Raw genomic sequence first — 14,413 nt, forward strand, 5'->3', positions numbered from 1 at the left:
ACCGCGTCTGCCTACCGCCTCAACAGCACGCTCACCCCCGCCGGCACCTCGCCGGCATCGATGTAGCCGATGGCGCCGGGGGTGCGCCGCACGTAGTCCACCACCGCCGCGCTGCCGGCGAGCTCGCGCGGCGGCGCCCCCTTGCCGATGTAGCGGCGCACCGTCCAGTACGCCTCGTACTCGTCCTCGGACTGCTGCAGCACCGCGGCCAGGAAGCGCCGGCGCAGCGGGTGTCCGGCCTCCAGGTTCACCGGGCGCAGCGCCTGGCCGTCGAGCTCGATGGTGCGCCCGGTGTAGATGCGCTTGAGCGTCTCGGCATCCAGGCTGCGCGCCGCGACGTGGCCGATGACGGCCACGCCCTCGTCGGCAGCCCCCGTGGGCGCGCCGGCCGCGCCCAGCAGCGGCGCCAGCATCCAGGCGATGAAGGTCCTGCGCTTCATGGCCGGCTCAGAAGGCAAAGCTGTAGCTCATCGACAGCACGTTCACGCCGCGCGGCCGCAGCAGCGGCTCGCCCGCGGGCGTGTCGATGAACTGCGAGCCGTGCGCGCGCACGTGCAGCCACTCGGCCTTGAGCCTGCTGTGAGGCGTGAGCGCATACGACGCGCCCAGCGCCAGCGAGCGCTGGTCGATCAGCGGGATCGTGTCCGCCCGGGCGCGCATCGAGGCATTGAGCAGCGCCGCGCCCGGCACCGTGGCCGGCACGGTGGTGCTCTCCAGCCGCCGCACCCAGTCGCGCGGGCCATGGGCCGCGCGGATGGCCGCGACGCTGGCGTAGGCGGTGAGCGCCGACCAGCTGCGGTAGGCCGTGACGTAGCCCGAGGTGAAGGCCAACCCGGCTTTCAGCTCGCGCGGCACCACGTGCAGCAGCTCCGCCGCCATGCGCCAGTTCCCACCGAGCCGGGCCTCGCCGCCCACGGTCAGGGCCAGGTTGTTGCTGGCGCCCACCTCCGTCACGCCCGGCCCGGGCAGGCCGTTGCTGGTCTGCCAGTAGCCCACCCCCGGCGCCAGCTCGGCCCAGCTCGGCCGCACCATCAGGGCGCTGCCCTCGGTGCTGCGCACGCGGGTGTGGTGCACGCCGGCGCGCGCGGTGAGGTCGGCGCCGCGCCAGGTCAGCACCGCGCCCTGCACCGTGATTTCCAGGTCGTTGAAGCGCACGCCCGCGGGCAGGGCGCCGGGGATGCCCTCGCGCAGCCAGACGCGGTTGCGGTTCTGCAGCGGCGAGCTGCCGCGGTAGAGGTCCAGGCTCAGCTCGCCGGCGTCCAGGCTCCAGTTGCGCGTCACGTGCGCGCCGGTGAAGTCATTGGCCGGCAGCAGCTGGTACACCTCGGCCGGCACGCGCGCCTCGTCGTAGGTCTGGCCCACGTCGAGCTGCTCCGAGCGCAGCATGAAGGGCACGCGCAGCTTGCCCGCGCGCAGCAGCCAGTCGTTGCCGGGCCGCCAGGCGGCGAAGGCCCAGGCCGCGGTCAGGTGCCACTCCTTGTCGCTGCGCGAGGCCGGGGCCAGCCGCGGCTGCAGCGTCGCCGACCACTGCGGCGTGAGCTGCAGGTCGAGCTGCGCGCCCAGCACCGAGTCGCGCCGGAAGGTGCCGCCATCGTCGATGTAGCGCTGGTAGCGCCAGGGCCGGTCCGACACGGCGTAGCCCGCCGTGCCGAAGGCCGACCACGACAGCGCCGGGCCGTCGTCGGTGGCGTCGGTGCCGTCCGCGGGCACGCCCTGCGCCAGGCAGCCACCGGCCGCGGCCAGGGCCAGGGCCAGCGCGGCTGACGCGCCGCGCAGGCGCCGCTTTGCCGCCGGGAGGCGGTGCCATCGGTTCACAGTGTCGAATCCTTCAGTCGCGCCAGGTGCTGGCGATGTCGATGAAGCGCTGCTCGCAGGCCTCCAGCGCCGCGACCATCTGCGGGTCGAAGTGGCCGCCCGCGCCCTCGCGCACGATGGCCATCGCCTTCTCGTGCGGAAACGGCTCCTTGTACGGGCGGCGCGTGGTCAGCGCGTCGTAGACGTCGGCCACGGCCATGAGCCGCGCGGCAAACGGGATGTCTCGCCCGGCCAGGCGGTCCGGGTAGCCGCTGCCGTCCCAGCGCTCGTGGTGGTGGCGGGCGATCTGCTTGGCATAGCCCAGGAATTCGGAGTCGCCGCCGCCCATGCGCTGCCCGGCGCGCTCGAGCATGCGCCAGCCGTGCATGGCATGCGTCTTCATCACGTCGAAGGCCTCGGCGTCGAGCTTGCCGGGCTTGAGCAGGATCTGGTCGGGAATGGCGACCTTGCCGATGTCGTGCAGCGGCGCGGACTTGACCATGAGCTCGATGGCCGCGTCATTGAGCGCGTGCGCCGCGGGGCAGTCGCCGGGGTGCTCGCGCAGGTACTCGGCCAGCACGCGCACGTACTCCTGGGTGCGCTTGATGTGGTTGCCGGTGTCCTCGTCGCGGAACTCGGCCATCGACACCATCACGTGCAGCGTGGCGTCGCGCAGCCGCTGCACCTGGCTCAGCCGCTCTTCGAGCTGCGCCTGCAGCCCGGCGTTGCGGCTGCGCAGCGAGTCGCGCCAGGCCTTAAGCTGCAGGTGCGTGCGCACCCGCGCGCGCACGATCGGCGGGCTCACCGGCTTGTGGATGAAGTCGGCCGCGCCGGCCTCGAAGCCCTGCGCCTCGGCCTCGGGCTGGTTCATCGCGGAGACGAAGATCACCGGCACGTCGCGCAGGGCCGCCTCGGCCTGCAGCCGGCGGCACACCTCGAAGCCGTCCATGCCCGGCATCATCAGGTCCAGCAGCACCAGGTCCGGCGGCTCGCGCTGCGCCAGGGCCAGGGCCCGGGGGCCGCTGGTGGCGAGCTTGACGCGGTGCTCGCCTTCGAGCAGTCCGGCCAGCAGCCTGAGGTTGTCGGCGTTGTCGTCCACCACCAGCACGGTGGCGCGCGCCGGCGGCGGGGGTGGCGCGAACAGCGCGGCGGGCTCGTTCATGTTCATGTCAGGGTCTCCAGGGCAGGCTCGGCCTGCCGGGCATCGGGAGGAAGGAGGGCCAGCGCCGCGTCGAAGTCGCAGCGCTGCAGCGCCTCGTCGAGCGCGCGGGCGCGGGCCACCGGCAGCGCGGCCATGAGCCCGTCGCGCTGCGCGCGCCAGCAACCCAGGGCCTCGGCGTCGCCGTCGGCCAGCAGCGCGCGCAGCCGTGTCCAGCGCTCGGGCTCGTGCGCCGGCTCCGGCGCCGGCGGCGGCGCGGTGGTGCCGGCCGCGGGCCGGGCCGGCCGCGGCGCCGGTACGTAGGCCGCCAGCTCGCGCGCCAGCGCGCGCGGGTCCAGCGGCTTGGTGATGTGGCCGCGCATTCCCAGCGACAGGCAGCGCTCGCGCTCCTCCACCAGGGCGTGCGCGGTCATGGCCACGATGGGCAGCTCGCGCCACTCGGCGCGTTCGCGGATGGCGCGCGTGGCCGCGTAGCCGTCCATTACGGGCATCTGCAGATCCATCAGCACCACGTCGAAGGCCTGCGCGCCGTGGCGCTCCAGGGCGTCGATGGCCTCGCGCCCGTTGGTGGCCAGCTCGGTGCTGGCGCCGGCGCGCCGCAGCAGCTCGACGGCCAGCTCGCGGTTCACCGGGTGGTCCTCCACCAGCAGCGCGCGCAGCCCCGGCAGGGCCAGCGCGCCGGCCGGAACGGCAGGCACGGGGCCGGCCAGGGCGGGCGCGTACGGCGCCGCCTGCCGCACCAGGCGGCGCAGCGCCTCGGGCAGGACGGGCTTGGCCAGGAACTCGGCCGCGCCGGCGGCCTCGGCCTCGCTGCGCAGCTGCTCCCAGCCGTCGGGCAGCATCACCACCACGCGCGGCGCGCCGGCCGCGCCGTGGCGCAGCCGCCGCAGCAGCTCGGCCCCGCGCAGGTCGGGCAGCGTCCAGGCCATCAGCACCAGGCCGATGGGCTTGCCGGCGGCCGCGGCCGCCTCGCAGCGGCGCAGCGCGTCGGCGCCGCGGTCCTCGGCATCGAGCAGCCCGCCGCGGGCCTGGCCCACGCCCAGGGCGCGCAGCTGGCCCAGCAGGCTGCGGCGCGTCTCGCACGGCGCCTTGACCACCAGCACCCGCAGCGCGCCCGCTTCCGGCGGCAGCGCCGGCACCGTCTGCGGCGCCAGCTGCACCGGCAGCTCGACGGTGAAGACCGATCCCTGGCCGGGCCGGCTGCGCGCTTCGAGCGTGCCGCCCATGAGCGCCACCAGGCGGCGCGAGATCGACAGCCCCAAACCCGTGCCGCCGTAGCGGCGCGTGGTCGAGCTGTCGGCCTGCGTGAACTCCTGGAACAGCCGGCCGAGCTGGTCGGCGCTCATGCCCACGCCGGTGTCGCGCACCTCCAGGCGCAGCGTGGCCTGCGCCTGCGGCGGCAGGCCGCGGCGCCGGGCCAGGATCACGCGCAGCTGCACGTGGCCACGCTCGGTGAACTTGACCGCGTTGGACAGCAGGTTCACCAGCACCTGGCGCAGCCGCAGCGGGTCGCCCCAGAGCGTGCCGGCCTCGGCCAGCAGCGCCGGGCTGTCGAAGTCGCACACCAGCTCCAGGTCCTTGGCCTGGGCCTGCTCGCGCAGCATCTGCAGCGCGTCGCCGGCCAGGTCCTCGATGCGGCAGGGCACCGACTCCAGCGCGAGCTTGCCGGCCTCGATCTTGGAGAAGTCCAGGATGTCGTTGATCAGCCCCAGCAGCAGCCGGGAGGCGCCCTGGGCCTTTTCCAGGTAGTCGCGCTGGCGCGGCTCCAGCGCGGTGCCCAGCGCCAGGTGCGTCATGCCGATGATGGCGTTGAGCGGCGTGCGGATCTCGTGGCTCATGTTGGCCAGGAACAGGCTCTTGGCCTGCGTGGCCGACTCGGCCTGGGTGCGCGCGGCTTCGAGCTCGCGCTGGCCGCGCGCCAGGGCCTGCAGGTCGTGCTCGATGGCCGCGGCCATGGTTTCGAGCGTGCGCGCCAGGCCGTCGAGCTCGGCCACGCGGCCCCGGGCCGGGCCGATGCGCGCGCCGTAGTCGCCGCCGGCGTAGCGGTCGGCCGTGGCCGCCAGCGCCGCGATGGGCTGCAGCACGCGGCGGCGCACGCCGCGCCAGGCCAGCGCCGCCACCACCGCCAGCAGGAAATCCACGGCGACGGCCGCGGCGACGAAGCCGCGCAGCCGCGCCCCGGCGGCGGCTTCCTCGGCGGCGGTGCGCGTGTCGGCCAGCCGCGCCAGCGCCTGCACGCTGTCGGCCAGCGCGGCGGTCTGCGCCGCGTAGGCCGGGCTCCAGACCAGGCTGCGCGCGAAGGGCAGGTCCGGCGTGCCGTCGGAGACGAAGATGCCGCGGCGCGCGTCGTACAGGCCCTGGGTCGCGGCGAAGGCGACCTGCTCGGTGCGGCCGAGCACCGCGGTGGCCTCCAGCACGGCACCCAGCGCGCGCTGCTCGCCGGCATCGAAGTCCAGCTGCCGCATGCGCTCGGACAGCGCCACGCCGGGGCGCCCGGCCGGCAGCTCGTGCCGGCGCAGCCCGGCCATGACGTGCTCCCAGTACTGCGCGTCGCCGCCGTCGGGCGCCGGCTTGCGGCCCTCGCGGATGGCCAGGATGTCGTAGAAGAGCATCAGGTAGCGCGGATCGGCCGTGGCGGTGTAGGCGCGCACCAGGGCGGCCAGGCGCTGGGTTTCCTGGCGCAGCTCGTCCACCAGCGCCATGGCGCGGTCGCGGCGCCGGCCGGCTTCGCGCGCGCTGTCGAACGCACCGTCGATGGCCCACAGGAACAGCAGGTTCGCCACCAGCGCCACCGTCACCAGCGTGAAGAAGCCGCGCGAGACGTCGCGCAGCCGCCGCACGGGGCGGGCGGCAGGCGACAGGCTCGGCAGGGACATGGTCAGGCGGCTCAAGAGGCTGAAAGGCAAGGTGGGCCAGGGACGCGGCAGCGCAGCCGGGAACGGCAAGACCGGGCTATCGACTTCTTCGCGCCGCTGCTGGAGTGGCGCGAGCGGTCGGATTGCACGCAGGACGCCGATGGCTGGCATCGCCCGCGAGGCGCGCTTCGGGCGTCGCGCAGGGCTGCGCCGCCGCGGCGGCGGCCCGGCATGGAAGCTGCACTTGATTACAGCCCGGAGGTGGGGCGGATGTGTGTCCGCACCGTGTCACGCACCGCGCCGGTGCGGGCGAGGCCCGCGGGCCATAGCACAATCACGACTTTTGCCGGCGCGCCAGCCGGCATCCGAGGGAGTTCAGCGTCCATGTTGCGCCTGGAGCTGGTGGGCATCAGCAAGCAGTACCCGGCCGTGAAGGCCAATGACGGCGTCAGCCTTCGCGTCGCGCCCGGCCAGATCCACGCCGTGCTCGGCGAGAACGGCGCCGGCAAATCGACGCTCATGAAGATCATCTACGGCGCCGTGCGCCCGGATGAGGGCGAGATCCGCTGGAACGGCCGCCCCGTGCAGGTGCGCAACCCGCACGAGGCCAGGGCGCTGGGCATTTCCATGGTTTTCCAGCACTTCTCGCTGTTCGACACGCTCAGCGCCGCGGAGAACGTCTGGCTGGGCCTGGACAAGTCCATGGCGCTGCCCGAGGTGGTGGCGCGCATGCGCGAGGTGTCGAAGGAATACGGCCTGGAGGTGGACCCGCTGCGCCCCGTGCACAGCCTCTCCGTGGGCGAGCGCCAGCGCGTGGAGATCGTGCGCGCCCTCATGGGCCGGCCGCAGTTGCTGATCCTCGACGAGCCGACCTCGGTGCTGACGCCGCAGGCGGTGGAGAAGCTCTTCGTGACGCTGCGCCAGCTCGCCGCCCAGGGCTGCTCGATCCTCTACATCAGCCACAAGCTCGACGAGATCCGCAGCCTGTGCCACCACTGCACCGTGCTGCGCGGCGGGCGGGTCACGGGCGAGGTCGATCCCACGCGCGAGACCAACGCCTCGCTGTCGCGGCTGATGATCGGCGCCGAGCCGCCGCAGCTGCGCCATGCCCGGCGCACGCCCGGCACGGTGGCGCTGGAGGTGCAGCGCCTGACGCTGGAGCGCCAGGACGTGTTCGGCACCACGCTGCGCGACGTCGCGCTGCAGGTGCGCGCCGGCGAGATCGTCGGCGTGGCCGGCGTGTCGGGCAACGGCCAGCAGGAGCTCATGGCCGCGCTCTCCGGCGAGGACCGGCGCGCCGCGCGCGGCAGCATCGCGCTGTTCGGCCTGGACATCGCGCAGGCCACGCCGGGTCGGCGTCGGCGCATGGGGCTGCACTTCGTGCCCGAGGAGCGGCTGGGCCGCGGCGCGGTGCCCACGCTGAGCCTGGCGGACAACGTGCTGCTCACGCGCACCGAGCCCGTGAGCGGCCTGGGCTGGGTCAGCCGCGCGCGGGTGCGCGCGCTGGCCGACTCGCTCATCGGGCGCTTCAACGTCAAGGCCGGCGGCTGGCACTCGGCGGCCAAGAGCCTGTCGGGCGGCAACCTGCAGAAGTTCATCGTCGGGCGCGAGATCGACGCGGCGCCCAAGGTGCTGATCGTCTCGCAGCCGACCTGGGGCGTGGACGTGGGCGCGGCGGCGCAGATCCGCGGCGAGCTGCTCAAGCTGCGCGATGCCGGCTGCGCGCTGCTGGTGGTCAGCGAGGAGCTCGACGAGCTGTTCGAGATCAGCGACCGGCTGGTCGTGATCGCGCAGGGGCGGCTGAGCCCGAGCATCCCCACCGCGCAGGCCACGGTCGAGCAGATCGGGGCCTGGATGAGCGGGCTGTGGCCGCAGGACGGCGCCGCCGCACCGTCCACGACGCCGGCCGCCGCGGCGCCGTGACCCTTTCCAAGAAATTCCCATGCTGAAACTCGAAGCCCGGCCGCAGCCGTCCGGCCTCATGTCCTGGCTGTCGCCGCTGCTGGCGCTGGCCCTCACGGTGCTCGTGGGCATCGGCCTGTTCATGCTGCTGGGCAAGGACCCGGTGCGCGGGCTGCAGGTCTTCTTCGTCGAGCCGGTCAAGGACGCGCGCGCCTGGGCCGAGCTCAGCATCAAGGCCGTGCCGCTGGTGCTCATCGCGCTGGGCCTGGCGGTGTGTTTCAGATCCAACGTCTGGAACATCGGCGCCGAAGGCCAGTTCATCCTGGGCGCCCTGGGCGGGGGCTGGGTTGCCATGCAGGCGGGGCCGGGCAGCAGCGGCTGGATCGTCGTGCCGATCCTGCTGGCCGGCGTGCTCGGCGGCATGTTCTGGGCCGGCATCACGGCGCTGCTGCGCGACCGCTTCAATGCGAATGAAATCCTGGTCAGCCTGATGCTGGTGTACGTGGCCGAGCTGCTGCTGGGCTACCTGGTGTACGGCCCCTGGAAGGACCCGCAGGGCTTCAACTTCCCGCAGACCGTCACCTTTGCGGCCGCAACCAAGCTGCCGCGGCTCATGGAAGGGCTGCGCGCCAACATCGGCGTGCTCATCGCGCTTGCCGCGGTGGTGCTGGCGTGGCTGTTCATGTTCCGCACCTACGCCGGCTACCGGCTGCAGGTCGGCGGCCTGGCGCCGCTGGCCGCGCGCTACGCGGGCTTCTCCTCGCGCAGCGCGCTGTGGACGGCGCTGCTGATCTCCGGCGGCGCGGCCGGGCTGGCCGGCGCGCTGGAGGCGGTGGGGCCGCTGGGCCAGCTCACGCCGCACGTGCCCGCGGGCTATGGCTTCGCCGCGATCATCGTCGCCTTCGTCGGGCGGCTGCACCCGGGCGGCATCACGCTGTCCGCCATCCTGATGAGCATGTTCTTCATCGGCGGGGAACTGGCGCAGTCGCGCCTGGGCCTGCCCAAGTCCATCACCGGCGTGTTCCAGGGCCTGCTGCTGTTCAGCCTGCTGGCCTGCGACACGCTCATCCACTACCGGCTGCGCTGGCAGCGCAGTGCGCGCGCCGCCGCGCAGGCCACCGCGGCCCAGCCCGTGGAAAGGAAGGCCTGAGATGGACGCGCTTGCCCTGCTGCTGGCCGCCACGCTCAATGCCGGCACCGTGCTGGCGATCGCGGCCCTGGGCCTGCTGATCAACGAGCGCGCCGGCATCCTCAACCTCGGCGCCGAAGGGATGATGCTGGTGGCCGCCATCGCCGGCTTCGCCACCGCCGTGCACACCGGCTCCGACACGCTGGCCTTCGCCGCCGGCGCCGCCGCGGGCGCGCTGCTGGCCGCGGCCTTCGGCGCGCTGGTGATCTGGCTCAACACCAACCAGTACGCCACCGGCCTGGCGCTGAGCCTGTTCGGCGCGGGCTTCTCGGCCTTCGTGGGCATCCGCTACACCCAGGAGAAGCTGCCCGAGCGGATGCGCTTCGAGATCCCGGGCCTGGCCGACATTCCCTTCGTCGGGCCCGCGCTCTTCAAGCAGCACCCGGTGGTGTATCTCGCCATCGCGCTGGCGGTGGGCCTGAGCTGGTTCCTGTACCGCTCGCGCGCCGGGCTGGTGCTGCGCGCGGTGGGCGAGTCGCCGGAGTCGGCGCACGCGCTGGGCTACCCGGTGCGGCGCATCCGCCTGGCGGCCGTGATGGCCGGCGGCGCGCTGTGCGGGCTCGCGGGCGCCTACGTCTCGGTGATCTACACGCCGCTGTGGGTGGAGGGGATGATCGCCGGCAAGGGCTGGATCGCCCTGGCGCTGACGACCTTCGCCACCTGGCGCCCGGCGCGCGTGCTGCTGGGCGCGTACCTGTTCGGCGGCGTGACGATGCTGCAGTTCCACCTCCAGGGCGAGGGCGTCGAGATCGCCAGCCAGCTGCTGACCATGCTGCCCTACCTGGCCACGGTGCTGGTGCTGGTGCTGATCTCGCGCAATCCCACCTGGATCCGCACCAACATGCCGGCCTCGCTGGGCAAGCCCTTCTTCCCCGGGTCGTGATGCCGCGCCGGCACCGCGCCTCCGATCCCTCGATTCCCCCACCTCGCCAAACACAAGAGAGAGGATGTTCCCCATGACGATTTCCAAGCGATCGCTGCTCCGCCTCACGGGCTGGGCCTCGCTGGCGGCCACCGCGGCGCTGGTGGGCTGCGGCAAGAAGGAAGAGGCCGCGCCCGCGGCGGCTTCCGCCTCGGCCGCGGCCAGCGCGCCGGCCGCCGCCGCCAAGCCCGAGCCGCTCAAGGTGGCCTTCGCCTACGTCGGCCCGGTGGGCGACGCCGGCTGGACCTATGCCCACGACCGCGCGCGGCTGGAAGTGCAGAAGGAGTTCGGCGACCGCATCGTCACCAGCTTCGTCGAGAACGTGCCCGAGGCCGCGGATGCCGAGCGCGTGATCCGCGACATGGTCGGCCAGGGCAACAAGCTCGTCTTCGGCACCACGTTCGGCTACATGGAGCAGATGCTCAAGGTCGCCGCCGACTCGCCGGACGTGAAGTTCGAGCATGCCACCGGCTACAAGAGCGCCGAGAACATGCGCACCTACGACAGCCGCACCTACGAGGGCGCCTACATGGCCGGCGTGATCGCCGGCAAGATGACCAAGAGCAACACGCTGGGCGTGGTGGCCTCCATTCCCATCCCCGAGGTCATCCGCAACATCAACACCTTCACCCTGGGCGCGCAGTCGGTGAACCCCAAGGTCAAGACCAGGGTGGTGTGGGTCAACAAGTGGTTCGATCCGCCCAAGGAAGGCGAGGCCGCGCAGAGCCTGATCAACCAGGGCGCCGACGTGCTGATGCAGAACACCGACTCCTCGGCCGTGCTGCAGACCGCCGAGAAGGCCGGCAAGTTCGGCTTCGGCTGGGACTCCGACATGAGCAAGTTCGGCCCGACCGCGCACCTGGGCTCGGCCGTCATCAACTGGGCGCCGTACTACAAGAAGGCCGTGGGCGAGGCACTGGACGGCACCTGGAAGACCGGTCCCAACACCTGGTGGGGCGTCAAGGAAGGCGCCATCGACCTGGTGGGCGTGCCCGACAAGGTGCCCGCCGACGCCCGCGAGGCGGTGGAGAAGATCCGCGCCGGCCTCAAGGACGGCAGCTTCGCCATCTGGAAGGGCCCCATCGCCGGCCAGGACGGCAAGACGCTGCTCAAGGAAGGCGAGACCGCCGACGACGAGTTCCTGCACAAGATCAACTTCTACGTGAAGGGCGTCGAGGGCAAGCTGCCCAACGCCAAGTAAGCGCACCGCGCGCGGGGCCGCGCGCGCTGCCCCGCCGCTTCAGCAGCCACCGCAGCCGTGAAGGCGCGGTGGCTTTTTTTCGTGTCAGCGTGGCTCCGGGCGTGACAGGTGGTGAGACCGTGTGAACGCCATGCCGTTGCGCGAGCAAGCATTTGTTGCATTGCCGGACACCGGCTTGCGCAGCGCCCCATCCACGGCGGCAAGCGCCGCACCTAGAGTCCCCAGCGGTTGCGGCGGCAGGGGCCCTTCGAGAGCACGGGCCGTTCGCCGCGCAACGGATTCCCGCGGTCATCGGCCCGCCAGCCACGGTGCCCGGCCGGACGGTGCCCTGGGCGGCGGCCGCGGGACTGGGCTTCGTGTCCGGCCAAGCTGTCGAGGGGACAACCATGCAAGGCAACATCCTTCGCCGTGCCGCCGCCGCCGCCGCGCTGCTGCTGCTGGGCGCCGCCGGCGCGCAGGCGCATCCCGACAACGACCGCGGCCCGGGCAACGGCTGCCGCGCGTTGCCGGGCTGGCATCAGCTCAAGAGCGCGCTGCAGCGGGCCGTGGCGGACGAGAGCAGCGGTCTGGACCTGCAGATGTGGGCCACGCTGGTGGACCGCGACGGCGTGGTGTGCGCCGTGGCCTTCTCCGGCGCCGACCGCGGCGCGCAGTGGCCGGGCAGCCGCGTGATCTCGGCGCAAAAGGCCAACGCCGCCAACGCCTTCAGCCTGCAGGGCGGGGCCGGCACGCCCAAGTTCCCCAACGGCCTGGCGCTGTCCACCGCCAACCTCTACGCCGCCGTGCAGCCTGGCGGCAGCCTGTTCGGCCTGCCGCACACCAACCCGGTGGACACCGACACCGCCTACGGCGGCAACCCGGCAAACCATGGCCAGTCCAACGACTACATGGTGGGCCGGCGCATCGGCGGCGTGAACGTGTTCGGCGGCGGCGTGGCGCTCTACAACTCGTCGCGCAAGATCGTCGGCGGCCTGGGCGTCAGCGGCGACACCTCCTGCGCCGACCACATGATCGGCTGGCGGCTGCGCCGCTACCTGGACCTCGACTTCCTGGGCGGCCTGTTCCCCGTTTCCGGCGATCCGCAGCGGCCCGACAACATCGTCTTCGACATCGGGGCCAACGGCGTCAGCGCCGGCGGCTTCGGGCACCCGACCTGCCTCTTCACCGGCTCGCCCGGCGTGCTGCCGCCGGTGCGCTGAGCGCCCGCAAGCCGCATCGCGGCGCGGCCGGCGAGGGCCGTGAATTGCCGCCGCAACGGCAGCGACAGGGGACACAAGGGCGAGAATGGATCACTTTCCACACCCCAGAGCGTCCCCGCCATGACCCAATTCACCGGCCACGAGCCCCTGAACGCGCTGCTGCGCCGCATGCCCAAGGCGGAGCTGCACATCCACATCGAGGGCTCGCTGGAGCCCGAGCTGATCTTCAAACTGGCGCAGCGCAACGGCGTGGCGCTGCCCTACGACAGCGTCGAGGCGCTGCGCGCGGCCTACGCCTTCACGGACCTGCAGAGCTTCCTCGACATCTACTACGCCGGCGCCAGCGTGCTGCTCAAGGAGGAAGACTTCTTCGACATGGCCTGGGCCTACTTCGAGCGCGCCGCCGCCGACGCCGTGGTGCACGCCGAGCTGTTCTTCGACCCGCAGACCCACACCGAGCGCGGCGTGCCCTTCGAGACCGTGATCCGCGGCCTGCACCACGCCTGCCAGCGCGCGCACCAGGAGCTGGGCATCACGAGCCGACTGATCCTGTGCTTCCTGCGCCACCTCAGCGAGGAGGACGCCTTCAGGACGCTGGAGCAGGCGCTGCCCTGGCGCCACCACCTCGTCGGCGTGGGCCTGGACAGCAGCGAGCGCGGCCATCCGCCCTCCAAGTTCGAGCGCGTCTTCGCCCGCTGCCGCGAGCTGGGGCTGCGCGTGGTGGCGCATGCCGGCGAGGAGGGGCCGCCGGCCTACATCGAGGAGGCGCTGGACCTGCTCAAGGCCGAGCGCATCGACCACGGCGTGCGCTGCGTCGAGAAGCCCGAGCTGGTCGAGCGCCTGGCGCGCGAGCGCGTGCCGCTGACGGTGTGCCCGCTGTCGAACGTCAAGCTTTGCGTGTTTCCCGACCTGGCCGCGCACAACATCGCGGCGCTGCTCGAAGCCGGCCTGGTCGTGACGGTCAACTCCGACGACCCGGCCTACTTCGGCGGCTACGTCAACCAGAACTTCGTCGAGCTGTTCGAGGCGCTGCCCGCACTGGGCGCGCGCGAGGCCTACCGTCTGGCGCTCAACAGCTTCGAGGCCAGCTTCGTCGACGACGCGACCAAGGCCGGCTGGAAGCGGCAGCTCGACGCGGTGTTCGGCGCGGCCCTGTAAGCCTGCGCGCACCCCCCCACGAAGCGGTGGGCTCCCCCGTCATGGGGCCACCGCTTCCCCCCGCGGGGTGATGGATTTTTTTCCCGCGGATACGGGCTTTTTCACTCATTCAGGGTTGCCGCCGTCCCTTCTGGCGGCAAAGGCTTGCGCCCATACTGGCCCGAGACAGGCAGCTCGACTGCCCGCAGGAAGGCTGAAGGGGATGCGGTCCGAGGTCCGATTCCGGCACCTGCCTCCGGCACCCGCTCTCGGCACAGCCTCCGCAAGACTTTCCCTGGAGGTGACGTGAAAAAGAACCTGTCGCGCCTGGCGCCGCTGGCCCTGTTCGCCGTGATGGCGCTGCCCCTGAACGCATCGGGCTACGTCATCGGCCCCACGAGTCCGGGCAAGTGGGGCAACCCGCTGCTGGGCACCGGCGCCACCGTGACCTGGAGCCTGATGGGCGGCAACGTGAGTTGCGGGCTGCTCGCCTCGGGCTGCACCACCACGGCGCTGGACGCCTTCCTGCCCAGCGGCTTCATGACCGAGATCCGGCATGCCTTCGATGCCTGGTCGGCCGTGGCCAACATCAATTTCGTGCAGGTCCCCGACGACGGCGCAGCCTTCGACTCGACCACGGCATCGGGCGACATCCGCATCGGTGCGCTCCCGCTGGACGGCGCCAACAGCATGCTGGCGTTCAGTTTTTTCCCGCCGCTCAACGGCAACAGCGGTGCGGGCGACATTTTTCTGGACTACTCCGAACCCTGGAAAATCGGCTTCGGCGGCTCGGGCTACGACGTGTTCCAGGTGGTGACGCACGAGATCGGCCACGCCATCGGGCTGGACCACGTCACCGGCGTGTCCGCGCTGATGAACCCCTGGTACTCGGAGGCCGTGCGCGGCCTGCAGGCCGACGACATCGCCGGCGTGCGCTTCCTCTACGGCCCGCGCGCGCCCATTCCCGAGCCCGCATCGATGGCGCTGTTCACCCTGGGGCTGCTGGGCGTGGGGCTGCAGCGGCTGTGGCGGCGCCGGCGCGATTGAGGCTGAGC

At 72.5% G+C, this 14,413-nt stretch carries 11 protein-coding genes; 7 read left to right on the plus strand and 4 right to left on the minus strand.

The genetic code is table 11. From position 1 onward, the window contains the following. Positions 1-11: 11 nt before the first annotated feature. From FJ694_RS19155 to FJ694_RS19170, 4 genes are read right to left on the minus strand one after another with little or no spacing between them, the layout of a single operon-like run. Positions 12-440 carry a hypothetical protein gene (locus FJ694_RS19155; protein WP_232540119.1) on the minus strand — a complete coding sequence of 143 codons (429 nt, stop codon included), beginning with the start codon at positions 438-440 and terminating at the stop codon, positions 12-14. Positions 441-447: 7 nt separating this feature from the next. Beyond that, positions 448-1,815 (minus strand): hypothetical protein, encoded by a 1,368-nt coding sequence (locus tag FJ694_RS19160; protein ID WP_157268922.1) that lies wholly within the window; start codon positions 1,813-1,815, stop codon positions 448-450. A 13-nt stretch (positions 1,816-1,828) separates the two neighbouring features. Continuing rightward, positions 1,829-2,962: an HD-GYP domain-containing protein gene (locus FJ694_RS19165; RefSeq protein ID WP_157268923.1), complete on the minus strand. Its 1,134-nt coding sequence runs from the start codon at positions 2,960-2,962 to the stop codon at positions 1,829-1,831. Beyond that, positions 2,959-5,829, minus strand: coding sequence for a response regulator (locus FJ694_RS19170; protein WP_157268924.1), 2,871 nt, complete (start codon positions 5,827-5,829; stop codon positions 2,959-2,961). Before FJ694_RS19170 ends, FJ694_RS19165 begins: the two co-directional genes overlap by 4 nt. Positions 5,830-6,192: 363 nt before the next feature. On the opposite strand from FJ694_RS19170, the gene FJ694_RS19175 reads away from it, so the two are divergent. From FJ694_RS19175 to FJ694_RS19205, 7 genes are all read left to right on the plus strand, one after another. Further along, a complete protein-coding gene (locus FJ694_RS19175; RefSeq protein ID WP_157268925.1) occupies positions 6,193-7,731 on the plus strand; it encodes an ABC transporter ATP-binding protein in 1,539 nt (512 codons plus the stop codon). 19 nt (positions 7,732-7,750) lie between these two features. Then, on the plus strand, positions 7,751-8,860 hold the full coding sequence (locus FJ694_RS19180) for an ABC transporter permease (protein WP_157268926.1): 1,110 nt from the start codon (positions 7,751-7,753) through the stop codon (positions 8,858-8,860). Position 8,861: 1 nt separating this feature from the next. Further along, positions 8,862-9,782: an ABC transporter permease gene (locus tag FJ694_RS19185; protein WP_157268927.1), complete on the plus strand. Its 921-nt coding sequence runs from the start codon at positions 8,862-8,864 to the stop codon at positions 9,780-9,782. A 73-nt stretch (positions 9,783-9,855) separates the two neighbouring features. Then, the gene (locus FJ694_RS19190) at positions 9,856-11,022 is read left to right on the plus strand and encodes a BMP family ABC transporter substrate-binding protein (RefSeq protein WP_157268928.1); all 1,167 of its coding nucleotides are present in this window, start codon (positions 9,856-9,858) and stop codon (positions 11,020-11,022) included. Between the two features lie 386 nt (positions 11,023-11,408). Further along, positions 11,409-12,221 carry a heme-binding protein gene (locus FJ694_RS19195; RefSeq protein ID WP_157268929.1) on the plus strand — a complete coding sequence of 271 codons (813 nt, stop codon included), beginning with the start codon at positions 11,409-11,411 and terminating at the stop codon, positions 12,219-12,221. A 120-nt stretch (positions 12,222-12,341) separates the two neighbouring features. Then, positions 12,342-13,379, plus strand: a complete 1,038-nt coding sequence (locus FJ694_RS19200) for an adenosine deaminase (protein ID WP_157268930.1) — start codon at positions 12,342-12,344, stop codon at positions 13,377-13,379. 285 nt (positions 13,380-13,664) lie between these two features. Further along, on the plus strand, positions 13,665-14,405 hold the full coding sequence (locus FJ694_RS19205; protein ID WP_157268931.1) for a matrixin family metalloprotease: 741 nt from the start codon (positions 13,665-13,667) through the stop codon (positions 14,403-14,405). Positions 14,406-14,413 lie beyond the last annotated feature (8 nt).

This window comes from Azohydromonas aeria (genome assembly GCF_009760915.1).
Classification (GTDB): Bacteria; Pseudomonadota; Gammaproteobacteria; order Burkholderiales; family Burkholderiaceae_C; genus Azohydromonas; species Azohydromonas aeria.

What these genes read in the sequence shown, in the direction of transcription:
- FJ694_RS19155 (WP_232540119.1), bottom strand. Translation starts at nt 440, where the DNA reads ATGAAGCGCAGGACCTTCATCGCCTGGATGCTGGCGCCGCTGCTGGGC.
- FJ694_RS19165 (WP_157268923.1), bottom strand. Translation starts at nt 2,962, where the DNA reads ATGAACATGAACGAGCCCGCCGCGCTGTTCGCGCCACCCCCGCCGCCG.
- FJ694_RS19170 (WP_157268924.1), bottom strand. Translation starts at nt 5,829, where the DNA reads ATGTCCCTGCCGAGCCTGTCGCCTGCCGCCCGCCCCGTGCGGCGGCTG.
- FJ694_RS19175 (WP_157268925.1), top strand. Translation starts at nt 6,193, where the DNA reads ATGTTGCGCCTGGAGCTGGTGGGCATCAGCAAGCAGTACCCGGCCGTG.
- FJ694_RS19180 (WP_157268926.1), top strand. Translation starts at nt 7,751, where the DNA reads ATGCTGAAACTCGAAGCCCGGCCGCAGCCGTCCGGCCTCATGTCCTGG.
- FJ694_RS19185 (WP_157268927.1), top strand. Translation starts at nt 8,862, where the DNA reads ATGGACGCGCTTGCCCTGCTGCTGGCCGCCACGCTCAATGCCGGCACC.
- FJ694_RS19190 (WP_157268928.1), top strand. Translation starts at nt 9,856, where the DNA reads ATGACGATTTCCAAGCGATCGCTGCTCCGCCTCACGGGCTGGGCCTCG.
- FJ694_RS19195 (WP_157268929.1), top strand. Translation starts at nt 11,409, where the DNA reads ATGCAAGGCAACATCCTTCGCCGTGCCGCCGCCGCCGCCGCGCTGCTG.
- FJ694_RS19200 (WP_157268930.1), top strand. Translation starts at nt 12,342, where the DNA reads ATGACCCAATTCACCGGCCACGAGCCCCTGAACGCGCTGCTGCGCCGC.